This is a genomic window from Streptomyces sp. NPDC001292 (assembly GCF_042896465.1).
Taxonomy (GTDB): Bacteria; Actinomycetota; Actinomycetes; order Streptomycetales; family Streptomycetaceae; genus Streptomyces.
The window spans coordinates 1-22,200 of the sequence record NZ_JBIAXG010000003.1; the positions used below are offsets into that span (position 1 = coordinate 1).

The following is a 22,200-nucleotide window of genomic DNA, read 5'->3' on the forward strand; positions in this document are numbered from 1 at the left end:
ACGCCCGGTTACATTCCGAACCCGGAAGCTAAGCCTTACAGCGCCGATGGTACTGCAGGGGGGACCCTGTGGGAGAGTAGGACGCCGCCGAACAATCTTTGGAGGACCCCTGGTCACCAGCGTTCAGCTGGGACCAGGGGTCCTTTCGCTTTTCCCGTACAGAAGACAGGAGTCACCGATGTCCGCCAACTCTCCCGACGAGCGCCCGGAGCGCGATCAGCGCCGCCGGGACGGTGGTGACCGCGGTGACCGTGGCGGGTACCGTGGAGGACCGCGCCGTGGTGACGACCGCGGTGGCTACGGACGGCGTGACGACGACCGTGGTTACGGACGGCGTGACGACCGTGGTGGTTTCCGTCGTGACGACAGGCCCGAGCGGGGCGAGCGGTCCGATCGGGGCGAGCGCGGGGATCGTGGCGGCTTCCGCCGCGACGACCGGCGAGAAGGTGACCGTGGGAGCTACGGCCGTCGTGACGACCGTGACCGCGGCTTCCGCCGCGAGGGCGACCGCCCCGCCTACCGTCGCGACGACCGCCGGGACGACCGCCGCGACTTCGAGCGCGGCGAGCGCCGTGACGATCGGGGCGAGCGCCGCGACGACCGCCGCGACTTCGAGCGCGGCGAGCGCCGCGACGACCGCGGTGGCTACGGCCGTCGTGACGACGACCGTGGTTACGGACGGCGTGACGACCGTGGTGGTTTCCGTCGTGACGACAGGCCCGAGCGGGGCGAGCGGTCCGATCGGGGCGAGCGCGGGGATCGTGGCGGCTTCCGCCGCGACGACCGGCGAGAAGGTGACCGTGGGAGCTACGGCCGTCGTGACGACCGTGACCGCGGCTTCCGCCGCGAGGGCGACCGCCCCGCTTACCGTCGCGACGACCGCCGGGACGACCGCCGTGATGACCGCCGCGACTTCCGCCGCGAGGGCGACCGCCCCGCCTACCGTCGCGACGACCGCCGGGACGACCGCCGGGACGACCGCCGTGACGACCGCCGTGACGACCGCCGTGACGACCGCCGTGATGACCGCCGCGACTTCGACCGCGGCTTCCGCCGCGAGGGCGACCGCCCCACCTACCGCCGCGACGACCGCCGGGACCACCGGAGGGACGACCGTCGCGATGACCGCCGTGACTTCGAGCGGGGCGACCGCCGCGACGACCGCGGCGGCTTCCGTGGCCGTGACGACCGTGGTGGGCGCGGCCCGCGTCGCGACGACCGGGGCGGACGCCCGGGTGGTTTCCGAGGCCGTGACGACCGGCGCGGCGGCGAACGTTTCCGCGACGACCGGGACCGGGACCGTGAGCCGATCAAGCGGCTGCCGATCCCGGAGGATGTCACCGGCGAGGAGATCGACAAGGACGTACGGCAGGAACTGCAGAGCCTGCCCAAGACGCTTGCCGAGGACGTCGCCAAGAACCTGGTGATGGTCGCTCGGCTCATCGACGAGGACCCCGAGGCCGCCTACGGCTACTCCAGGGTGGCGCTGCGGCTGGCGTCCCGTGTCGCCGCCGTACGGGAGGCGGCCGGGTTCGCCGCGTACGCGAATCAGAAGTACGGCGAGGCGCTCGCCGAGTTCCGGGCCGCCCGACGGATGACCGGGAACGTGGACCTGTGGCCCGTCATGGCCGACTGCGAGCGCGGTCTCGGACGGCCCGAGAAGGCGCTGGACATGGCCGGGGCGCCAGAGGTGCACAAGCTCGACAAGGCCGGGCAGGTGGAGATGCGGCTCGTCGCGGCCGGCGCCCGGCGCGACATGGGTCAGCTGGATGCGGCCATCGTGACGCTGCAGAGCCCCGAACTGGCCGCCGGCTCGGTCCAGGCGTGGACCGCGCGGCTGCGGTACGCCTACGCCGACGCGCTGCTCGCCGTCGGCCGGGAGTCCGAGGCACGGGAGTGGTTCGCCAAGGCCGTCGAGGCCGACCGGGACGGCAGCACCGACGCTTCCGACCGGCTGGCCGAACTGGACGGCGTGGAGTTCACCGACGCCCTCGACGAGAGCGACGACAACGGCGAGAGCGGCCAGACGGGCGGGAGCGGCAACGCCGAAGCGGCCGGCCAGGACTGACGGACACCGCCAGCCGTCACTGGCAGAGGGCGGGCCCCGACATCCGGGGCCCGCCCTTCGCCGTTTCAGAGGTCCAGGGCCCTCAGTACCAGTCCCGACGCCGGCTTGGGGCCGAACGACGTCGACTTGCGGGGCATCGTGACACCCTGGCGGGCCAGGTCGCGGACGACCTCCTCGCGGACCGGGTGCATCAGGACGGCCGTACCGCCGTCGCGTTCGGCCTTCTCCACGGTGGCGACCGTGTCGTGGATGTAGGCGATGTGGGCCGGGGAGTCCTCGGGGACGTGCCAGACGTGCTCGAGGAGCGTGGCGTGCAGGACGGTCGCGTCGAGGGTGCGCCAGGCGGCGGGGTGCTCCGCCGGGATCGTGCGGGCCAGCAGGGCAGGGTCCGGGCGGTCCACGAGATGGAAGGCGCCGTCGCCGGCGAACAGGAAGGCGTTGCCCTCGCAGGCCGCGTCCGCGAGCGCCTCCAGCGCGTCCGCCAGGGGCATGTCCAGACGCCGTACGCGGAACAGGCCGTCCAGGGCGGACAACGCGTCGGCGACCGGCAGGCCGTGCAGCAGGCGGTGGATGGCGCGTACCCGGAGCGGGTAGCGGGCCGTGTCGACGAGGAGGACCAGACCGTAGTCCCAGGCGCTGGGGGAGGGGTGTTCGGCGCGCAGCCGGCGGTAGGTCGCCCAGCGGTGATGCCCGTCGGCGATCAGGGCTTGGTGCCGGGCCAGGTCCTCCTGGACGCGCGCGAGGTCGGCCGGGTCGGTGATCGCCCACAGGCGGTGGCTGAAGCCGTCCTCGGTGGTCGTCGACAGCAGCGGCGGCCGTTCGGCGACGCGTTCGATGATCATGGTGGTGGCGGCGGTCGAGCCGTCGCCGCGGTAGGTGAGCAGCAGCGGTTCGAGATTGGCGCTGGTCGCGCGCATCAGGGCGGCGCGGTCGGCGACCACGTGCGGCATGACGTCCTCGTGCGGCAGCACCACGCCCTCCGCCGGCTCCGACACGCGCAGCGCGCCGATCAGTCCACGTTGCAGCATGCCGTCGCCGTCGCGCTGCTCGTAGACGTACAGGGCCGGTTCCGGGTCGGCGGCCAGGACGCCCTCGGAGAGCCAGCGGCGCAGGGTTTCCGCCGCCTGCTTGTTGCGGGCACTGGGCGTGCCGGCCTGCGGCAGAATCAGCCGGACGATGTTGTACGGATCGGCCGACTGGAGGTGGTGCAGGCCGTCGGGCCGAACGACGACGTCGTACGGCGGAGACGTCACAGCGGCCAGGCTGCCGACCCGGTCGGGGTCGTAGCGCAGGCCGCGGAACGGGGTGAGTTCGAGGCCCGGGCGCGTTGTCGCCGGTGGGGGACCTGCTGTGTTCATCCCGGCATCGTACGTGTGTCAGTGGGGTGGGGGATGATCGGGGAAAACGGGTGTCATGAGGAGAGATGCGGAATGAGGCAGGGCGTCAGGACGAGGCCCGAGGGCAGTGCACAGGCCCTGAGCGAGGCGTACGACACGGCCCTGCTCGACCTGGACGGGGTGGTCTACGCGGGCGGCCACGCGATCGCGCACGCGGTCGACTCGCTGGGCACCGCCCGCGCGGGCGGGATGCATCTGGCGTACGTCACCAACAACGCCCTGCGCACCCCCGCCGCCGTGGCCGCGCACCTCACCGAGCTGGGCATACGGGCGGAGGCGGCCGATGTGGTCACCTCCGCGCAGGCGGTGGCGCGGCTGATCGCGGACCAGGTGCCGCAGGGGGCGCGCGTGCTGGTGATCGGCGGTGAGGGGCTGCGCACGGCGCTGCGCGAGCGCGGGCTGGAACCAGTGGAGTCGGCCGACGACGACCCGGCGGCGGTGGTGCAGGGCTACGGCGGTCCGGGACTGCCGTGGGGGCGTTTCGCGGAGGCGTGCTACGCCATCGCGCGCGGGGTGCCCTGGTTCGCCTCCAACACCGATCTGACGATTCCGAGCGCACGCGGGATCGCGCCGGGCAACGGCGCGGCGGTCGAGGTCGTCCGGATCGCCACGGGCGCGGAGCCGCAGGTGGCGGGCAAGCCGCTGCCGCCCATGCACCGCGAGACGATCCTGCGCACCGGCGCCGAGCGGCCGCTGGTGGTCGGGGACCGGCTGGACACCGACATCGAGGGCGCGTTCAACGGCGGGGTCGACTCGCTGCTCGTCCTGACCGGGGTGACCGACGGCGCGCGGCTGCTCGCCGCGCCCCCTCAGCACCGGCCGACGTATGTCGACGCGGATCTGCGCGGGCTGCTCACCGGGCAGCCGGGAATCACTCGTGAGGGTGACGGTTTCCGGTGCGGTGGGTGGACGGCGACGGCGAACACCAGCCTTGAGCTGCACGGCGACGGGGAGGCACTGGACGGGCTCCGCGCGCTGTGCGCGGCCGCGTGGACGGCGGGCGGCGAGAACGCGTGCGCGCTGGACGGGGGGAAGGCGCTGGCCCGGCTGGGGCTGTGAATCCGGTGGAACATCGGGAACCGTCGAACCGCTGGAGAGGGTAGGCTAACCTAACCTCGTGTTGGTCGACAGTCCCCCCGAAGAGCGCGCGGCGGCCGCCGCCGCGCCCCCAACCCGCCGAGGCCTGCGAGCCGTTGGGCTCCTCGTCTCCGTCGTGCTCCTGCTGCTCGTCGCCCTGGCGAGCATCGCGATCGGAGCGAAGGAGCTGTCCCTGGCCCAGGTCTGGCACGGCCTGTTCCAGGACTCGGGGACGTACGGCGACGTCGTGGTCGGCGAGCGGCTGTCCCGTACCGTCCTCGGCCTGCTCGCCGGATCGGCGCTCGGGCTGGCCGGGGCCGTGCTCCAGGCGCTGACCCGCAACCCGCTGGCCGATCCGGGCATCCTCGGCCTCAACGCGGGCGCGTCCGCCGCAGTCGTCACCGCCATCACCTTCCTGGGCGTGACCAGCATGAGCGGCTACGTCTGGTTCGCCTTCCTCGGCGCCGCGGCCGTGGGCGCCCTGGTGTGGTTCCTCGGCGGCAGCCGGGGCGCCACGCCCGTACGCCTCGCGCTCGCCGGCACCGCGATCGGGGCCGCGCTGTACGGTTACGTCCAGGCCGTGATGATCATGGACGGGGCTGCGCTGGGCAGGATGCGGTTCTGGACCGTGGGTTCGCTCGCCTCCGCCACGGCGGCGACCGTCACCCAGGTGCTCCCGTTCTTCGCGGCCGGCACGGTCGTCGCCCTGCTGCTGGCCCGGCCGCTCAACGCCATGGCCATGGGCGACGACACCGCCCGCGCCCTGGGCACCGACCTGAACCGCACCCGGGCGCTCGCCATGCTCGCCGCGACCGTGCTGTGCGGGGCCGCGACCGCCGCCTGCGGGCCGATCGTCTTCGTCGGGCTGATGGTCCCGCACGTCGTGCGTTCCTTCACCGGGCCCGACCTGCGCTGGGTCCTGCCCTACGCCACGGTCCTGTCCCCCGTGCTGCTGCTCGGCGCCGACGTCGTAGGACGGATCGTCGCCCGGCCCGCCGAGCTCCAGGTCGGCGTCGTCACCGCGCTCATCGGCGGCCCGGTATTCATCCTGCTCGTACGGCGGCGAAGGACGGCCCAGCTGTGAAGACCACCCGCACCGCCCGCCCCGTACGGGCCCTGCGCACCCCGGGCGGGCTGTCCCTGCGCCTGGACGGCCGCACGTGCGCGGTCGTCGCCCTGCTGGTGCTGGCCGCGCTCACGGCGAGCGTCGTGCTGATCGGCACCGGAGACTTCCCGATCCCGGCCTCCGACGTGCTGCGGACGCTCGTCGGCCAGGGCGGTCAGGGACAGGAGTTCGTCGTCCGCGAACTGCGGCTGCCGCGCGTCCTCGTCGGGCTCCTGGTCGGCGCCTGTCTCGGCGTCGGCGGCGCGCTGTTCCAGTCCGTCTCCCGCAATCCGCTGGGCAGCCCGGACGTGCTCGGCCTCTCCCAGGGCGCGGCCGCCGGCGCGCTCACCGTCATCGTCCTGTTCTCGGGCGGCGCCACCGCGGTCACCCTGGGCGCGCTCGTGGGCGGCCTGGTCACCGGCGCGGCCATCTACCTGCTGGCCTGGAAGCAGGGCGTGCACGGGTACCGGCTGGTCCTGGTCGGCATCGGCGTCTCCGCGGTGGTCACCGCCGTCAACGGCTACCTGATCACCAAGGCCGACTTCGTGGACGCGGCCCGCGCGGTGGTATGGATGACCGGTTCGCTGAACGGGCGCGACTGGACGCAGGTCGGGCCGCTGGCCGCCCTGTGCGCCGCGGTCCTCCCGGTTGTCCTCGCCAACGCGCGCGCCCTGCGGATGCTGGAGATGGGCGACGACGTCTCCTACGCCCTCGGGGTGCGTGTCGAACGCGTACGGCTGCTGCTGATGGGCTGTGCCGTCCTGCTGGTCGCCGCCGCCACCGCGGCCGCCGGCCCCGTGAGCTTCGTGGCTCTGACCGCGCCGCAGCTCGCCCGGCGCCTGACCCTCCCCCGCTGCCTGAACGGCGCGGGAGGTGCCCCCACCCCGGGCCCCAACCTGGTGCCCTCCCTGTGCATGGGCGCCGCCCTGCTGGTCACCGCCGACCTGGCCGCGCAGCGGGCCTTCGGCGCCGACAAGCTGCCGGTCGGTGTGGTCACCGGCGTGCTCGGCGGGGTCTACCTGCTGTGGCTGCTGGTCACCGAGCGAAGGGCCGGGCGGATATGAGCGCCCGCAGCAACGCAGTGAGCAACCGAAGGAGCACCGTGAACCGCCTGTCCGCCGACAACGTCACCCTCGCCTACGACCAGCGCGTCATCGCCGAGCAGCTGTCGGTGGAGATACCCGACGACTCCTTCACGGTGATCGTCGGCCCCAACGCGTGCGGCAAGTCCACGCTGCTGCGGGCGCTGTCGCGGATGCTCAAGCCCAGCCGGGGCCGGGTGCTGCTCGACGGACAGGCCATCCAGTCGATGCCCGCCAAGAAGGTCGCCCGGACGCTCGGCCTGCTGCCGCAGTCCTCGATCGCGCCCGACGGGATCACCGTCGCCGACCTCGTGGGCCGCGGCCGCTACCCGCACCAGGGGATCCTGCGCCAGTGGTCCGCCGAGGACGAGCGGGTCGTGCGCGAGTCCATGGAGCGGACCGGGGTCGCCCAGCTCGCCGAGCGGTACGTCGACGAGCTGTCGGGCGGCCAGCGGCAGCGCGTGTGGATCGCCATGGCCCTGGCCCAGCAGACGCCGCTGCTGCTACTCGACGAGCCGACGACGTACCTGGACATCCAGCACCAGATCGACGTCCTCGACCTGTGCGCCGAACTGCACGAGGAGCAGGGGCGCACGCTCGTCGCCGTGCTGCACGACCTCAACCACGCCGCCCGCTACGCCACCCACCTCGTCGCCCTGCGCGGCGGCCGGGTCATCGCCCAGGGCGCGCCGAACGACGTCGTCACCGCCGAGCTGGTGGAGGAGGTGTTCGGACTGCGCTGCCAGGTCATCGACGACCCGGAGACCGGCACGCCGCTGGTGGTGCCCGCGGCGCGTGCGGCCCGCGCGCGCGTGGCGGCGCACGCCACGGCCGCCGGCCCGGCCGCTACAGAAGCTTCGTGAGCCGCATCAGGTCGAACAGGCTCGCCTGGAGCTTCACCCGCCCCGACCCCCAGGCCTTGGCGAACGCCAGCTCCCCGCCGACCAGCGCGACCAGGTCGTCGCCGGTCATGGCGAGCCGGATCTCGGTCTTCTTGGGCGGCGGGCCCTTAACGGTGTCCCGCACCTCTATCCGGCCGTCGACGAGACGGCCCAGGAAGGTGACGTCGAGATCCTTGATGTGGCAGCTCACCGAGCGGTCCAGGGCCGCCGCCTCGCGGACGCCCCCTTCCGCTTCCGCCATGGTGTCGGAGAGTCTTTCGAGTGCGCTGCGGCACTCCTCGATCGTTGCCATCACCACCGACGTTACCCCAGGGCTTCGCGGTAGCGTCTGGGCATGAGCGACTCTGTGACCGGGACGGAGGTCCGGGAGGAAGCGGTGGATCCCGAGGGGGAGGCTTCACGGCCCGGCGGCGAGGCGGCCGACGCGACCGGCGAGCACGACCCCGCCGCCCCCGCCCCGCTGCTAGTGCCCCGCACCCCCACCGGCGACGCCCGCGTCGACGCGGCCCTGGAACGGCTCGGCGACGCCGACCACCTCGCCACGGACGGACACCTCGAGGTGTACGAGGATGTACACGGGGGGCTGCGCGACGCGCTCATCGCGCTCGACGCCCGTCCGGGACCTCCGGCGCCCCCCGCGCAGTCACCGCCGTACCGACACAGGAGCTGAACCGAACGTGGCAGGAGTCGCACGCCGCCGTCTCGACGCGGAGCTGGTCCGCCGGAAGCTCGCACGCTCGCGCGAGCACGCCGGCCAGCTGATCGCCGCCGGGCGGGTCACCGTCGGCAAGACCGTCGCGACCAAGTCCGCCACACAGGTGGAGACCGCCGCCGCCATCGTCGTCGCCGCCGACGACAGCGACCCCGACTACGTCTCCCGGGGCGGGCACAAGCTGGCCGGCGCGCTGAAGGCCTTCGTGCCGCGGGGGCTGGCCGTCGAGGGTCGGCGGGCACTGGACGCCGGCGCGTCCACCGGAGGCTTCACCGACGTGCTGCTGCGCGCGGGCGCCGCACACGTCGTCGCCGTCGACGTCGGATACGGACAACTCGCCTGGTCTCTGCAGAGCGATGAACGCGTCACCGTCAAGGACCGTACGAACGTACGCGAGTTGACGCTCGAAGCGATCGATGGGGAGCCTGTGGACCTTGTCGTGGGGGATCTGTCCTTCATCCCGCTCGGTCTGGTGCTGCCCGCCCTGGTGCGGTGCGCGAAGCCGGACGCCGACCTGGTGATGATGGTCAAGCCGCAGTTCGAGGTGGGGAAGGAGCGGCTGGGCAGCGGGGGTGTCGTACGCAGTCCGCAGTTGCGGGCGGAGGCCGTGCGGAGCGTGGCCGGGAAGGCGTGGGAACTGGGGCTGGGGGTCGAAGGCGTCACGGCCAGTCCGCTGCCCGGGCCCTCCGGGAACGTCGAATACTTTCTGTGGCTGCGTGCCGGGGCGCCCGCCCTGGACCCGGCCGATGTTGACCGCGCAGTGGCGGAGGGGCCGCGTTGACACAGACTCGAACCGTTTTCCTGCTGGCCCACACCGGGCGGCCGGCCGCCATCCGCAGTGCCGAGCTCGTGGTCAAGGGGCTGTTGCGGTCCGGCATCGGCGTACGCGTCCTGGAGGCGGAGGCACGCGACCTGCCGCTGCCGGACGAGGTGGAGCTCGTCAAGGAGGCCACCCCGCGGTGTCTCGACGGGTGCGAGCTGCTCATCGTGCTGGGCGGTGACGGCACGCTGCTGCGCGGCGCGGAGTTCGCCCGCGCCTCGGGGGTGCCGATGCTCGGGGTCAACCTCGGGCGGGTCGGGTTCCTCGCCGAGGCCGAGCGGGACGACCTCGACAAGGTCGTCGACCGGGTGGTCAGCAAGGCGTACGAGGTCGAGGAGCGCATGACCGTCGACGTGGTCGTGCATCGCAACGGGGACATCGTGCACACCGACTGGGCGCTGAACGAGGCGGCCGTGCAGAAGGTGTCCGCCGAGCGGATGCTGGAGATCGTGCTCGAGATCGACGGGCGCCCGGTGACCGGGTTCGGCTGCGACGGCATCGTCTGCGCCACCCCCACCGGGTCCACCGCGTACGCCTTCTCCGCCGGCGGGCCCGTGGTGTGGCCGGAGGTCGAGGCGCTGCTGATGGTGCCGATCTCCGCGCACGCGCTGTTCGCCAAGCCGCTGGTGACGTCGCCCGACTCCGTCCTGGCCGTCGAGGTGCTGCCGCACGTTCCGCCGGGTGTGCTGTGGTGCGACGGGCGGCGCACGGTCGAACTGCCGCCGGGCGCGCGCGTGGAGGTACGCCGCGGGGCGGTACCGGTCCGGCTGGCCCGCCTGCACCACGCGTCGTTCACGGACCGCCTGGTCGCCAAGTTCGCGCTGCCGGTCTCGGGGTGGCGCGGGGCGCCGCACTAGGTGTATTGCCCCGAGAGGTTAGGGACACCGGTGACGGCCTGCCCCCTCCACGGGTGGGGCGGCTCCAGGGATGGGGCGGCTTCGTGTTGGGGCGGCGTCGCACAACGCGACCAAAACCTCGTATGGTCGTGGTCGTGTTGGAGGAGATGCGGATACGGTCACTCGGAGTGATTGACGACGCGGTCGTCGAGCTGTCGCCGGGGTTCACCGCCGTCACCGGTGAGACGGGTGCGGGCAAGACCATGGTGGTCACCAGTCTGGGACTGCTGCTGGGCGGACGCGCGGATCCGGCGCTGGTGCGGATCGGCGCAGGGAAGGCGGTCGTGGAGGGCCGGGTCACCGTACCCGCGGACGCCTCCGCCGCCGTACGGGCCGAGGAGGCCGGCGCCGAGTTCGACGACGGGGCGCTGCTGATCAGCCGTACCGTCTCCGCCGAGGGCCGCTCCCGGGCGCACCTGGGCGGGCGGAGCGTACCGGTGGGGCTGCTCGCCGAACTCGCCGACGAACTGGTGGCCGTGCACGGGCAGACCGACCAGCAGGGGCTGCTCAAGCTGTCCCGGCAGCGGCAGGCGCTCGACCGGTACGCGGGCGACGCCGTCGCCGTGCCGCTGGCCAAGTACGCCGAGGCCTACCGCCGGCTCCGCGTGGTGACCGCGGAGCTGGACGAGATCACCACGCGTGCGCGTGAGCGGGCCCGGGAGGCCGACATGCTGCGCTACGGCCTCGACGAGATCGCCGGGGTCGAACCACGGGCCGGGGAGGACACCGAGCTGGCCGAGGAGGCGGAGCGGCTCGGCCACGCCGAGGCGCTGTCCTCCGCCGCGACGGCCGCGCACGCCGCTCTCGCGGGCAATCCGGAGGACCCCGAGGGCATCGACGCGGCCACCCTCGTCGCGGGCGCCCAGCGGGCCCTGGAGGCCGTGCGGTCGCACGATCCGGCCCTGGCCGCGCTCGCCGACCGCATCGGCGAGATCGGCATCCTGCTCGGCGACGTGGCCGGGGAGCTGGCGGGGTACGCCGACGACCTGGACGCCGATCCGCTGCGGCTGGCGGCGGTGGAGGAGCGGCGGGCCGCGCTCGGCGCGCTGACCCGCAAGTACGGCGAGTACGAGAAGGGCGTCGCCGCCGTGCTCGCCTGGGCCGAGCGGAGCGCCGCCCGCCTCACCGAGCTGGACGGCGACGACGAGCGGATCGGGGAGCTGACCGCGGAGCGGGACGCGCTGCGCACCGAACTGGGCGGTCTGGCCCAGGCGTTGACGGACGCCCGCACGGAGGCCGCGGAGCGGTTCGCCGCCGCCGTGACGGCCGAACTGGCCTCGCTGGCCATGCCGCACGCGCGCGTGTCGTTCGACATCCGGCAGGCCGAGGACCCCGAGGGCGTCGAGGTCGGCGGCCGTACGGTCGCCTGCGGGCCGACCGGCGCCGACGAGGTCGAACTGCTCCTCGCCCCGCATCCCGGGGCGCCGCCCCGGCCGATCGCCAAGGGCGCCTCCGGCGGTGAGCTGTCGCGCGTGATGCTGGCCGTCGAGGTCGTCTTCGCCGGGACGGATCCGGTGCCGACGTATCTGTTCGACGAGGTCGACGCGGGCGTCGGCGGCAAGGCGGCCGTGGAGATCGGGCGGCGCCTGGCCCGGCTGGCGAAGCGCGCGCAGGTCGTCGTCGTCACCCACCTGCCCCAGGTGGCCGCCTTCGCCGACCGGCAACTGCTGGTGGAGAAGACCAACGACGGCTCGGTGACCCGGTCGGGCGTGAAGGTGCTCGAGGGCGAGGACCGCGTCCGGGAGCTGTCCCGGATGCTGGCCGGCCAGGAGGACTCGCAGACGGCCCGGGCACACGCCGAGGAACTGCTCGCCGCGGCCCGGGCGGACGTCTAGGAAGCGCGTAGGGTGACGGGATGATCGTCCGTGCCGCCACCTCGCGCACCCAGCCCGCCACTCCCGCCCGGCCCGGCCCCGCCGGACTTCGCGCCGCGACGCCGGCCGGGCGCGAGTGCCGGGCACGGAAGAGTCACGCGGGGCGGTCCGTCGGGCCGTGGGCCGGGCCGGCGAAGGCCGAGGCAGCCGAGCGTGCAGAGCGCGGTACCGACCCGTTGGTTTCACTCCTGTGAGTGATCCGGGGTCAAGCCGGCGTACCGTCCCCGCAGGCGCCCGGCACCCCGTGCCGACCCGGAACACTCGTACGTACTGGCATCCTTGGACGCCGGGGGCAGTACGCCGGGACAGCACGTGCGGCTTTGTCCCCCGGCTCGATACCTTCAGTACGTTTCCCCGTGTCCGCCCGACGCCGAACCAGGAGCCCCGGCCGCGTGAGCCCCGTGAGCAGCCACGTATCGCACGGTCAGTCGACGCTGCGCACCGTGCAGGTGCTGGGCGGAGGCAGCGCCGGCAGCAGCGCGCACGTGCGGTCGCTGGCCGCGGGGCTGGTCGCCCGGGGCGTGCGGGTGACGGTGTGCGCCCCCGCCGAGGCCGACCGCGCCTACTCGTTCACCGGAGTCGGCGCCCAGCACGTGCACGTGCCGCGCAGCAGTGACCCGGTGTCCGTGGCCGCGCTGCGCACGGTCTGCGCGAACGCCGACCTGGTGCACGCGCACGGGCTGCACGCCTCCTTCCGCGCGGTGCTGGCGCTCAGCGGCCGCAGCACGCCCCTGGTGGTCACCTGGCACAACCACGCGCACGCCGAAGGGGCTCGCGCGCACCTGCTGCGGCTGCTGGAGCGCCGTGTGGTCAAGGCCGCCACCGTCGTGCTCGGCACCACCTCCGAACTCGTCGACCGGGCCCGCGGCAGCGGCGCGCGGGACGCCCGGCTCGCCGCCGTCGCGGTGCCCCGGCCGGCCGCCGGATACGAGCACCCGGACCGTCCGCGCTCCAAGGTGCGGGCCGAACTCGGCGCCACCGACCGGCCGTTGCTCATCACCGTCGCCTCCCTGGACCCGGGTCGCGGCCATGAACTGCTGCTGGACGCGGCCCGTGCCTGGCGCCTGCTGGAACCCGTGCCGTTGCTCGTCGTCGCGGGAGAGGGGCCACTGCGTACGGAGCTCCAGCGGCGGATCGAGGACGAGGAGCTGCCGGTCCGGCTGCTCGGGCGGCGCGACGACGTCGGCGAGCTGCTCGCCGCCGCCGACCTGGCGCTGCTGCCCAGGAGCTGGGAGGCCCGCTCCGTCCTCGCCCAGGAGGCGCTGCACGCGCGGGTGCCGCTCGTCGCGGCGCGGACCGGCGGCATCCCCGAACTCGTGGGCGACGCGGCCGAACTGGTACCGGACCAGGACGTGGAGGCGTTCACCGGTGCCGTCATACGGCTGCTCGGCGACCCCGAACGCCGCGAGGCGCTGCGGGACTCGGGCACCCGGCAGGCCGCCACCTGGCCCACCGAGGACGACACGGTCGCCCAGGTGCTCAGCGTCTACGACGAGTTGACCCGGCCGCGGCCGCTGACCTGACGCTCAGGGCACGTGCCGGCGGGCCCGCAGGGCCAGGCTCAGGGCCAGGACGGTCTGCGGATCGTCGAGGTCGGTGCCCAGCAACTCCCCGATCCGGGCCAGGCGGTTGTAGAGCGTCTGCCGGTTCAGGTGCAGCTCGCGGGCGGTCTCCGCCTTGCGGCCCGCGTGCGCCAGATACGTCTGAAGGGTGGGCAGCAGCGGCGGCTTCGAGCGCCGGTCGTGGTCCCGCAGCGGGCCGATCGCACGGTCCACGAAGGCCGCCAGGTCGGGATGGTCGCGCAGCCGCCACAGCAGCAGGTCGATGTCGAGGCGGCGGGCGTCGTACCAGGGCCGGTCCGGCAGTCCCTGCGCAGCCGTCGCCGCCTCGGCCGCGTGCCGCAGGCCCGCCGAGGCGGCCGCCCAGCCGCCCGCCACACCGACCACCACCACCTCCGGCTGCCCGCCCGGCCGCCGCATCCCGGCCCGCTCGACACCCGCCCGCAGCGCCGCCGCGACCCGGTCCGCGACGGTGGGCCGCTCCGCCTCCGAGCGCAGCCCGACCAGCAGCGGCACCCGCCCCTCGACCGGCCGCACGCCCAGCAGCACGGGCACGCCCACCGAGGCCAGTTCCTCGGCGACCGCGCGGGCCAGCACGGCCCAGCCCCCGCCGCTGGCGACCGCGCTCGGCCGGGCGGTGCCCCCGGCGGACGCGAGTGCGTCGCCGAGCCGCATCACCACGGGCAGCAGCGGGCTGTTGCCAGGTTTGAAACCGAGGACCCGGGCCTGCGCGGGTGCGTCCTCGGCGGCGATACGCCCCTCGGCGAGGTCGGTGAGGAAGTCGCCGCGGCCGCGCGCCGCCAGCTCCTCCTCCTGGCGGGCCTGCATCAGCACCACGGCCAGGAGGCCCGCCGCCCGCTCGGCGGCCATGCGGTGCACCGGGGCCAGCGGCGAGCGGACCGGCAGCAGCACGAGCCGGGCGCGCACCGAGCCGGTGCCGGGGCCGCCGCCGGGCACGTCCACGACGACCGAACCGGCCGGCGGCGCGGCGTCCTTGCGCTGGCCGCGCAGTCCTTCCCACACCTGAAGCGGATCGGCGCCCTCCGGGCCGGAGCCGGCCGCGTACAGCAACTGCCCGTCCGGGGTCTCCAGGAAGACCGGATTGCCCGCGAAGTCGGCCAGGATGCCGAGCACCTGCGGCACTCCGCCGCCGCCGAGCAGTGCCTGAGTGCAGCGGCGGTGCACCTCCTCGGCCTGCTGGAGCAGCGCGTAGTGGCCGTTGACGATCTCCGTGTGGATCTCCTCGGTGACCGCCACGAACGGCACCTCGCGGTGCAGCTGGACGAGGGGGAGTCCGGCGGCCCGTGCGGTCTCGACGAGGGCGGCGGGCAGGCGGGTGAAGCGCGGGCCCAGCTCCACCACCAGGGCCGCGATGCCGCGGTCGGCGAGGGTGCGCACGAAGGCGCGCTGGTCCGCGGGGCGGGTGCCGAGGCCGTAGCCGGTGGTCAGCAGGAGTTCGCCGCCCTTGAGGAGGGAGGCGATGTTGGGGACCTCGCCGGCGTGCACCCAGCGGACGGTGCGGGTCAGCTTGTCGGCGCCGGCGAGTACCTCGGGGAGGCCGCTGCGGAGGCCGGGCAGTTCGAGGGCGCGCCGGACGGTGATGCCGGTGCCCTCGGTGTCGAATCTGCGGTCCATGAAGCGGACGCTACCCGTGCCCGCGACGTGGCGGCAGCGTCGGGTGGCCGGAGCGGTCCGGCCACCGTGAGCTGGGGTGACCACCGGGCGGGCGCGCTCGCCCGCCCGGCGCCGGGTCAGCCTCCGTAGGCGCCGCTCGCCGTCAGGCGCAGGGCCGTGTCGATCAGCGGCACATGGCTGAAGGCCTGGGGGAAGTTGCCCACCTGGCGCTGGCGGCGGGGGTCCCACTCCTCGGCGAGGAGGCCCAGGTCGTTGCGGAGCGACAGGAGCTTGTCGAAGAGCTTGCGCGCCTCGTCCACGCGGCCGATCATCGCCAGGTCGTCGGCCATCCAGAAGGAGCAGGCGAGGAAGGCGCCCTCGTCGCCGGGCAGGCCGTCGACGCCCGCGTGGTCGCCGTCGGTCGGGTAGCGCAGGATGAACCCGTCCGCGGTGGACAGCTCGCGCTGGATCGCCTCGATGGTGCCGATGACCCGCTTGTCGTCCGGCGGCAGGAAGCCCATCTGCGGGATGAGCAGCAAGGACGCGTCCAGCTCCTGCGAGCCGTAGGACTGCGTGAACGTGTTGCGCTCCTTGTCGTAACCCTTCTCGCACACCTCGCGGTGGATGTCGTCGCGCAGCACCTTCCAGCGCTCCAGCGGGCCGTCCGCCTCACCGGACTCGATGAGCTTGATGGTGCGGTCGACGGCGACCCACGCCATGACCTTGGAGTGCACGAAGTGGCGGCGCGGCCCGCGCACCTCCCAGATGCCCTCGTCCGGCTCCTGCCAGTGCTTCTCCAGGTACTGGATCAGCTTGAGCTGGAGCAGGGAGGCGTAGTCGTTGCGGGCCAGGCCGGTCATGTGGCCCAGGTGCAGTGCCTCGGTGACCTCGCCGTAGACGTCCAGCTGGAGCTGGTGCGCGGCGCCGTTGCCCACCCGGACGGGCGCGGAGTTCTCGTAGCCGGGCAGCCAGTCCAGCTCCGCCTCGCCGAGCTCGCGCTCGCCAGCGATGCCGTACATGATCTGAAGGTTGTCCGGATCGCCGGCGACGGCCCGCAGCAGCCACTCGCGCCAGGCGCGGGCCTCCTCGCGGTAGCCGGTGCGCAGCAGCGAGGACAGGGTGATCGCCGCGTCGCGCAGCCACGTGTAGCGGTAGTCCCAGTTGCGCACACCACCGATGTCCTCCGGCAGGGAGGTGGTGGGGGCCGCCACGATGCCGCCGGTCGGGGCGTAGGTCAGGGCCTTGAGCGTGATCAGGCTGCGGACCACGGCCTCGCGGTAGGGGCCGTGGTACGTGCAGTGCCCGACCCACTCGCGCCAGAACTCCTCCGTCGCCTCCAGCGACTGCTCCGGCTCCGGCAGCGGCGGCGGCTCCTTGTGCGAGGGCTGCCAGGAGATCGTGAACGCGATCCGGTCACCGGGAGCGACGGTGAAGTCCGCGTACGTGGTCAGCGACTTGCCGTAGGTCTTCACCGATGTGTCGAACCACACGGAGTCCGGACCCGCCACCGCCACCGTGCGCCCCTCGTGCCGGTGCACCCACGGCACGACCCGGCCGTAGGAGAAGCGCATGCGCAGCGTCGAGCGCATCGGCACCCGGCCGGTGACGCCCTCCACGATGCGGATCACCTGCGGGGCGCCGTCGCGCGGGGGCATGAAATCGGTCACGCGGACCGTGCCGCGCGGGGTGTCCCACTCGGATTCCAGGATCAGCGAGTCGCCGCGGTAGCTGCGCCGGGCCGCCGCGGGCGGCTGTGTTCCGGCCGCGGACGCCGGGCCGATCCGCCAGAAACCGTGCTCCTCGGTACCCAGCAGGCCGGCGAAGATGGCATGCGAGTCGAAGCGGGGCAGGCACAGCCAGTCGACCGTCCCGTCCCGGCAGACCAGGGCAGCGGTCTGCATGTCTCCGATGAGTGCGTAGTCTTCGATGCGCCCGGCCACGTGCAACTCCAGTCGAACGGCCACGTCACACCCCGCGAAGGGGCTGTCGCTAGTGCGGTCAAGGGGTGGTTGTAATGCGTCGTCGAGCGGTGGGGGAACCGCCGGTCGGCCGCGGGGGCAGAACGACAACCCTTTCTCAACGAACTGACGAGCTCTTGTTGTTCCGGGTCATACGGACGGGGGTGGTGCCGTGTTGCCGGCCGGGCTCCTCAGCGAGTGTCCGAGCAGGATACGACGCACGTAGATGATCTGCGTGCCGCTCCGGGCAACCCGGGTGCGCCGAACGAGTGAGCCATGGGTGAGGGACCTGTGAGTGGTACGCGCACGTGTCGGGGCGTGCGCGGAGCGTGGCCGGGAGCCACGCCCGTCAGGCGCTGATACCCTGGTAGCCCGTGGACCGGTGGGCTCGAAACCCCCGAACCGCAGCGACGGCGCCTCAGCCGGACACCCGGGTTCCCCGGACCGGCCAGCCGTACCGCACGACAGACCGCGACCACGGGAGCCCCCTCTTGGCCATGCCGCCCGCTGCTTTCCGAAACAGCACAGCCACGACGACCAAGCACATCTTCGTCACCGGGGGTGTCGCCTCCTCGCTCGGCAAGGGCCTCACCGCCTCCAGCCTGGGCATGCTGCTGAAGGCCCGGGGCCTGCGCGTCGTGATGCAGAAGCTCGACCCGTACCTCAACGTCGACCCGGGCACGATGAACCCCTTCCAGCACGGTGAGGTGTTCGTCACCAACGACGGCGCCGAGACCGACCTGGACATCGGCCACTACGAGCGCTTCCTCGACCGCGACCTGGACGGCTCCGCCAACGTCACCACCGGCCAGGTGTACTCCACGGTCATCGCCAAGGAGCGGCGCGGCGAGTACCTGGGCGACACGGTGCAGGTCATCCCGCACATCACCAACGAGATCAAGCACCGCATCCGGCGCATGGCCACCGACGAGGTGGACGTCGTCATCACCGAGGTCGGCGGCACGGTCGGCGACATCGAGTCGCTGCCGTTCCTGGAGACCGTCCGCCAGGTCCGCCACGAGGTCGGCCGGGACAACGTCTTCGTCGTGCACATCTCCCTGCTTCCCTACATCGGTCCCTCCGGGGAGCTGAAGACCAAGCCGACCCAGCACTCGGTCGCCGCGCTGCGCAACATCGGTATCCAGCCGGACGCGATCGTGCTGCGCTGCGACCGCGAGGTGCCCACCGCGATCAAGCGCAAGATCTCCCTGATGTGCGACGTCGACGAGGCGGCCGTGGTCGCCTGCCCCGACGCCCGGTCGATCTACGACATCCCGAAGGTCGTGCACGCCGAGGGCCTGGACGCCTACGTCGTGCGCAAGCTGGACCTGCCCTTCCGCGACGTGGACTGGACGACCTGGGACGACCTGCTGGACCGCGTCCACAATCCCGACCACGAGATCACCCTGGCCCTGGTCGGCAAGTACATCGACCTGCCCGACGCCTACCTGTCGGTGACCGAGGCGCTGCGCGCGGGCGGCTTCGCCAACAAGGCCCGGGTGAAGATCAAGTGGGTCACCTCCGACGACTGCAAGACCGCGGCCGGCGCCGAGCAGCAACTCGCCGGCGTCGACGGCATCTGCATCCCGGGCGGCTTCGGCGACCGCGGCGTGCTCGGCAAGGTCGGCGCCATCCGCTACGCCCGCGAGAACGGGATCCCGCTGCTGGGCCTGTGCCTGGGCCTGCAGTGCATCGTGATCGAGGCCGCCCGCAACCTCGCCGGTGTCGCGGACGCCAACTCCACCGAGTTCGACCCGGCCACCGGCCACCCGGTGATCTCCACCATGGCCGAGCAGCTGGACATCGTCGCCGGCGAGGGCGACATGGGCGGCACCATGCGGCTCGGCATGTACCCGGCGAAGCTGGCCGAGGGCTCGATCGTGCGCGAGGTCTATGACGGCAAGGAGTACGTCGAGGAGCGCCACCGCCACCGCTACGAGGTGAACAACGCCTACCGCGCCGAGCTGGAGAAGAAGGCGGGCATCGTCTTCTCCGGCACCTCCCCGGACGGCAAGCTCGTCGAGTACGTGGAGTACCCGCGCGAGGTCCATCCCTACCTGGTCGCCACCCAGGCGCACCCGGAGCTGCGCTCGCGCCCGACGCGTCCGCACCCGCTGTTCGCGGGCCTGGTGAAGGCCGCCGTCGAGCGGAAGAATTCCAAGTAGCACACCCGGTTGTACGGTTGCGGGGGTGCGTACCGTCGAAGGTGCGCACCCCCGCTTCTGTTTGCGCACGTCGGAAAGGTCAGGGGCATGACGATCAAGGACATCCCGGAGGACTGGGAGATCCGGGCCACCAGCACCCCGTTCGTCGGTGGCAAGACCTCGATCCGCACCGACGACGTGGTCATGCCCGACGGCTCCGTGGTCACCCGGGACTACCAGGTGCATCCGGGTTCCGTGGCCGTCCTCGCCCTCGACGAGGAGGACCGGGTGCTGCTGATCCGCCAGTACCGCCACCCGGTGCGGCAGCGGCTGTGGGAGATCCCGGCGGGCCTGCTCGACGTGCCCGGCGAGAACCCGCTGCACGCCGCCCAGCGCGAGCTGTACGAGGAGGCCCACGTCAAGGCCGAGGACTGGCGGGTGCTGACCGACGTCTACACCACCCCGGGCGGCTGCGACGAGGCCGTGCGGATCTTCCTCGCCCGGGGCCTGTCCGAGGCGGTCGGCGAGCGCTTCGCGGCGGAGCACGAGGAGACCGACATGGAGCACGCGCGGATGCCGGTGGACGAACTGGTCCGGGGTGTGCTCGCGGGCGAACTGCACAACAACTGCCTGGTGGTGGGCGTCCTGTCGCTGGTCGCCGCGCGCCAGGGGGAGGGGCTGGACGCGCTGCGCCCGGCCGAGGCGCCCTGGCCGGCGCGCCCCTTCGCGTCCTGAACGCACCACCGACCCGCGCGGTGTGACCATCGCCTGATCCGATCGGGCGACGTGTCCGCCCTGCTCCGCACGGTACGTCGCAGAGCGTGAACTAGGCTCTGGAAGCGCCCGGACCGGAGTCCCGGCGGGCTTGCACGTGCGGTGGGACGGGAGTGTGGCCCGTGACGGATCAGGCGGTGGACGCAGGCGGCGTGAACCTGTCCGGCGGGGATCGGTCCCCCGCGGCCGTGAAGAGCCTCTTCCTGGGCCGCACATGGGAGTTGAAGGAGCTGTGCGCCGACATCGAGCGGGCCGGCCTCGACACCCTGGCCGGCCGCAAGGAGCCACGCGCGCGTGTACTGCTGATCGCGGGCAGGCCCGGCTCCGGCCGTACGGCGCTCGCCGAGCAGCTGGTGGAGCAGGTCGCGCAGCGTTACCCCGGCGGTGTGCTGCGCGCGGGGCTCTCCGAGCCCGACGGCACCCCCGTGCCGGTCGAGGCCGTCGCCCGTGACCTGCTCACCGCCCTCGATCTGCCGACCCCGCCCGGCGCCGCCGAGGACGACCTGACCGAGGCCCTGCGCACCGCGCTCGCCGGGCGCCGGGCGCTGCTCCTGCTCGACGACGCGGCCGGCGCGGACCAGGTCGACGCGCTGCTGCCGGAGAACGCCGACTGCCTGCTCGTCGCCGTCTCCCGGGGCCCGCTCACCGGGATCGCCGACGTCCGCCCGTGCACCCTGGGCGGCCTGGACACCAAGTCCGGCGTGGAGCTGCTGGCGCAGCGCATCGACCCGGTGCGCATCACCGTCGACCCGCGCGCCGCCGAGAGCCTGGTCGAGGTCTGCCAGGGCCAGCCCGCGGCGCTGACCCTGGCCGGCGGCTGGCTCGCCGCCCACCCCCAGGCGGCCGTCGCCGACCTCGCCAAGCACTTGCGCGCCGACCCCGACGAGGGCTCCGTCCTCGCCCGGGTGCTGCGGTTCGTGCACGGCACCCTGCCGGGCCCGGCCGCCCGGCTGCTGCGCCTGCTCTCCCTCGCCCCGGCCGGTGACGTCGACCCGCAGACCGCCTCCGCGCTCGCCGGCTGCTCGGTCGAGGCCGCCCGCGGCTTCCTCGACGACTTCGCCGAGCTGGGCGTGCTGCGCGCCGTCCCCTCGCCGCTGCCGTGCTACGAGGTCCCCGGCTGCCTGCACCCGCTGCTGACGGAGCTCGCCGAGCGCCAGGACCGACCCGCCGAGCTACGGCTCGCCCGCGCCCGGATGCTGGAGCGGACCGTGCGGCTGCTCCAGTCCTGCCGGGCGATCACCGAGACCGACAGCCCCGAGACCAGGGAGAAGCTGAGGAGCCTGCCTCCCGGGCTGCGCTTCGCCACTCCGCGGGCCGCCGAGAAGTGGCTGCGCGCCCGCAGGCCCGCCCTGCTCGCCGCGGCCCGGCTCGCCGTCGCCGACGGCGAACTGGACACCCTGGCCCGCCGCTTGATGTCCCAGTTGGTGCGTGCCATGGTGGCGCACATCGGCACCCAGGCCGCCGCCGCCGACCTCTACGGCATCCACCGGCTCGTCCTGGACGTGGCCGAGCGGCGCGGGCTGCCCCGGGAGAAGGCCGCCGCCCTGCTGAACCTCGCCGACCTGGACGCCCGCACCGGGCGTACGGCGGGGGCGCTGGCCCGCTACCGGGCCGCGCTGGACGCCGGACGGGAGGCCGACGACCCATATGCGATCAGCCGCGCCATGGAATCCGTAGGCAGCGCCCACCAGGAGCTCGGGGACTACGACCGGGCTGCCGACTGGTTCGGCCGGGCCCTGGCGCAGCGGCTCGCGCGCGAGGAGCGCGAGGACGCCGCCCGCCTCTACGGCCGCATCGCCACCGCGCACACCTACACGGGCCGCTACGGCGAGGCCCTGCGCAACTGGCGGGCGGCCGCCGCCGTGCACCGCAAGGCGGGCGATGTCGCCGCCCACGCACGGGCGTTGAGCGAGCTGGCGCGCGTCCAGGAGTACGCCGGGCGGCCCGAGGACTGCCTGCGCACCTGCCAGGAGGCGGTCGAGTGGGCCCGCCGCGCCGAGGACGTACGGCTCCAGGCGGCGCTCCAGCTGCGGCTCGCCGACACCCTGGAGCGGCTGGGCGATGCGACCACGGCGGCCCTGCACCGCGGAACGGCCCGGCGCCTGCTCGGCGACGAGGTCCCTGCGGCCGAGGACGGCGGCCCGGAGGGACCCTTGACGGAAGAAGACGCCGATGCCTGCGAAATCCGTAGTGCACCCACTGAAGATTGATGCAATGA

General features: G+C 73.5%; 18 protein-coding genes and 1 rRNA gene. 14 read left to right on the forward strand and 5 right to left on the reverse strand.

What is annotated here, in order from left to right:
* Positions 1-93, forward strand: a 5S ribosomal RNA gene (gene rrf, locus ACFY4A_RS04835); the annotation flags it as partial.
* Between the two features lie 79 nt (positions 94-172).
* On the opposite strand, the gene ACFY4A_RS04840 is transcribed toward rrf, so the two are convergent.
* A complete protein-coding gene (locus tag ACFY4A_RS04840; protein ID WP_390828275.1) occupies positions 173-1,102 on the reverse strand; it encodes a hypothetical protein in 930 nt (309 codons plus the stop codon).
* 216 nt (positions 1,103-1,318) lie between these two features.
* Here ACFY4A_RS04840 and ACFY4A_RS04845 point away from each other — a divergent pair, with 216 nt between their 5' ends.
* Positions 1,319-2,068: a hypothetical protein gene (locus ACFY4A_RS04845; protein WP_390828260.1), complete on the forward strand. Its 750-nt coding sequence runs from the start codon at positions 1,319-1,321 to the stop codon at positions 2,066-2,068.
* Positions 2,069-2,133: 65 nt separating this feature from the next.
* On the opposite strand, the gene ACFY4A_RS04850 is transcribed toward ACFY4A_RS04845, so the two are convergent.
* Positions 2,134-3,426, reverse strand: a complete 1,293-nt coding sequence (locus tag ACFY4A_RS04850; RefSeq protein ID WP_390827959.1) for a DUF1015 domain-containing protein — start codon at positions 3,424-3,426, stop codon at positions 2,134-2,136.
* A 72-nt stretch (positions 3,427-3,498) separates the two neighbouring features.
* On the opposite strand from ACFY4A_RS04850, the gene ACFY4A_RS04855 reads away from it, so the two are divergent.
* Genes ACFY4A_RS04855 through ACFY4A_RS04870 form a run of 4 tightly spaced genes read left to right on the forward strand, consistent with a single transcriptional unit; the run spans position 3,499 to position 7,592 of the window.
* Positions 3,499-4,524 (forward strand): HAD-IIA family hydrolase, encoded by a 1,026-nt coding sequence (locus ACFY4A_RS04855; RefSeq protein ID WP_390827960.1) that lies wholly within the window; start codon positions 3,499-3,501, stop codon positions 4,522-4,524.
* Positions 4,525-4,582: 58 nt separating this feature from the next.
* Positions 4,583-5,626 carry a FecCD family ABC transporter permease gene (locus tag ACFY4A_RS04860; RefSeq protein ID WP_390827961.1) on the forward strand — a complete coding sequence of 348 codons (1,044 nt, stop codon included), beginning with the start codon at positions 4,583-4,585 and terminating at the stop codon, positions 5,624-5,626.
* Positions 5,623-6,711 carry a FecCD family ABC transporter permease gene (locus ACFY4A_RS04865; RefSeq protein WP_390827962.1) on the forward strand — a complete coding sequence of 363 codons (1,089 nt, stop codon included), beginning with the start codon at positions 5,623-5,625 and terminating at the stop codon, positions 6,709-6,711. Before ACFY4A_RS04860 ends, ACFY4A_RS04865 begins: the two co-directional genes overlap by 4 nt.
* Positions 6,708-7,592 carry an ABC transporter ATP-binding protein gene (locus tag ACFY4A_RS04870; protein ID WP_390827963.1) on the forward strand — a complete coding sequence of 295 codons (885 nt, stop codon included), beginning with the start codon at positions 6,708-6,710 and terminating at the stop codon, positions 7,590-7,592. Before ACFY4A_RS04865 ends, ACFY4A_RS04870 begins: the two co-directional genes overlap by 4 nt.
* Here the strand turns inward: ACFY4A_RS04870 and ACFY4A_RS04875 are convergent.
* The gene (locus ACFY4A_RS04875) at positions 7,576-7,923 is read right to left on the reverse strand and encodes a sterol-binding protein (RefSeq protein WP_390827964.1); all 348 of its coding nucleotides are present in this window, start codon (positions 7,921-7,923) and stop codon (positions 7,576-7,578) included. The two genes, ACFY4A_RS04870 and ACFY4A_RS04875, sit on opposite strands and share 17 nt — an antisense overlap.
* A gap of 42 nt (positions 7,924-7,965) precedes the next feature.
* Between ACFY4A_RS04875 and ACFY4A_RS04880 the strand changes: the two genes are divergently transcribed.
* The 5 genes from ACFY4A_RS04880 to ACFY4A_RS04900 all read left to right on the forward strand — a co-directional run bounded on the left by ACFY4A_RS04880 (position 7,966) and on the right by ACFY4A_RS04900 (position 13,456).
* Positions 7,966-8,301: a hypothetical protein gene (locus ACFY4A_RS04880; RefSeq protein ID WP_390827965.1), complete on the forward strand. Its 336-nt coding sequence runs from the start codon at positions 7,966-7,968 to the stop codon at positions 8,299-8,301.
* 7 nt (positions 8,302-8,308) lie between these two features.
* Positions 8,309-9,124, forward strand: a complete 816-nt coding sequence (locus ACFY4A_RS04885; protein ID WP_390827966.1) for a TlyA family RNA methyltransferase — start codon at positions 8,309-8,311, stop codon at positions 9,122-9,124.
* Complete coding sequence (locus ACFY4A_RS04890) at positions 9,121-10,020, forward strand: NAD kinase (RefSeq protein ID WP_390827967.1); 900 nt, start codon at positions 9,121-9,123, stop codon at positions 10,018-10,020. Before ACFY4A_RS04885 ends, ACFY4A_RS04890 begins: the two co-directional genes overlap by 4 nt.
* Before the next feature lie 122 nt (positions 10,021-10,142).
* A complete protein-coding gene (recN, locus tag ACFY4A_RS04895) occupies positions 10,143-11,894 on the forward strand; it encodes a DNA repair protein RecN (protein ID WP_390827968.1) in 1,752 nt (583 codons plus the stop codon).
* A 431-nt stretch (positions 11,895-12,325) separates the two neighbouring features.
* Positions 12,326-13,456 carry a glycosyltransferase family 4 protein gene (locus tag ACFY4A_RS04900; RefSeq protein ID WP_390827969.1) on the forward strand — a complete coding sequence of 377 codons (1,131 nt, stop codon included), beginning with the start codon at positions 12,326-12,328 and terminating at the stop codon, positions 13,454-13,456.
* 3 nt (positions 13,457-13,459) lie between these two features.
* Here ACFY4A_RS04900 and ACFY4A_RS04905 read toward each other — a convergent pair whose 3' ends face one another.
* The gene (locus ACFY4A_RS04905; protein ID WP_390827970.1) at positions 13,460-15,127 is read right to left on the reverse strand and encodes a PucR family transcriptional regulator; all 1,668 of its coding nucleotides are present in this window, start codon (positions 15,125-15,127) and stop codon (positions 13,460-13,462) included.
* A gap of 116 nt (positions 15,128-15,243) precedes the next feature.
* On the reverse strand, positions 15,244-17,046 hold the full coding sequence (locus ACFY4A_RS04910; protein WP_390828261.1) for a glycoside hydrolase family 15 protein: 1,803 nt from the start codon (positions 17,044-17,046) through the stop codon (positions 15,244-15,246).
* Between the two features lie 515 nt (positions 17,047-17,561).
* Here ACFY4A_RS04910 and ACFY4A_RS04915 point away from each other — a divergent pair.
* The 3 genes from ACFY4A_RS04915 (at position 17,562) to ACFY4A_RS04925 (ending at position 22,192) form a co-directional block, all read left to right on the forward strand.
* Positions 17,562-19,229, forward strand: coding sequence for a CTP synthase (locus ACFY4A_RS04915; RefSeq protein WP_390827971.1), 1,668 nt, complete (start codon positions 17,562-17,564; stop codon positions 19,227-19,229).
* 87 nt (positions 19,230-19,316) lie between these two features.
* Positions 19,317-19,943, forward strand: coding sequence for an NUDIX domain-containing protein (locus ACFY4A_RS04920; protein ID WP_390827972.1), 627 nt, complete (start codon positions 19,317-19,319; stop codon positions 19,941-19,943).
* Positions 19,944-20,104: 161 nt separating this feature from the next.
* On the forward strand, positions 20,105-22,192 hold the full coding sequence (locus tag ACFY4A_RS04925) for a tetratricopeptide repeat protein (protein ID WP_390827973.1): 2,088 nt from the start codon (positions 20,105-20,107) through the stop codon (positions 22,190-22,192).
* Positions 22,193-22,200 lie beyond the last annotated feature (8 nt).

Coding starts and splice junctions, on each gene's coding strand:
- ACFY4A_RS04850 (WP_390827959.1), bottom strand. CDS start 3,426: ATGAACACAGCAGGTCCCCCACCGGCGACAACGCGCCCGGGCCTCGAA.
- ACFY4A_RS04855 (WP_390827960.1), top strand. CDS start 3,499: ATGAGGCAGGGCGTCAGGACGAGGCCCGAGGGCAGTGCACAGGCCCTG.
- ACFY4A_RS04870 (WP_390827963.1), top strand. CDS start 6,708: ATGAGCGCCCGCAGCAACGCAGTGAGCAACCGAAGGAGCACCGTGAAC.
- ACFY4A_RS04875 (WP_390827964.1), bottom strand. CDS start 7,923: ATGGCAACGATCGAGGAGTGCCGCAGCGCACTCGAAAGACTCTCCGAC.
- ACFY4A_RS04880 (WP_390827965.1), top strand. CDS start 7,966: ATGAGCGACTCTGTGACCGGGACGGAGGTCCGGGAGGAAGCGGTGGAT.
- recN (WP_390827968.1), top strand. CDS start 10,143: ATGGTCGTGGTCGTGTTGGAGGAGATGCGGATACGGTCACTCGGAGTG.
- ACFY4A_RS04905 (WP_390827970.1), bottom strand. CDS start 15,127: ATGGACCGCAGATTCGACACCGAGGGCACCGGCATCACCGTCCGGCGC.
- ACFY4A_RS04915 (WP_390827971.1), top strand. CDS start 17,562: ATGCCGCCCGCTGCTTTCCGAAACAGCACAGCCACGACGACCAAGCAC.
- ACFY4A_RS04920 (WP_390827972.1), top strand. CDS start 19,317: ATGACGATCAAGGACATCCCGGAGGACTGGGAGATCCGGGCCACCAGC.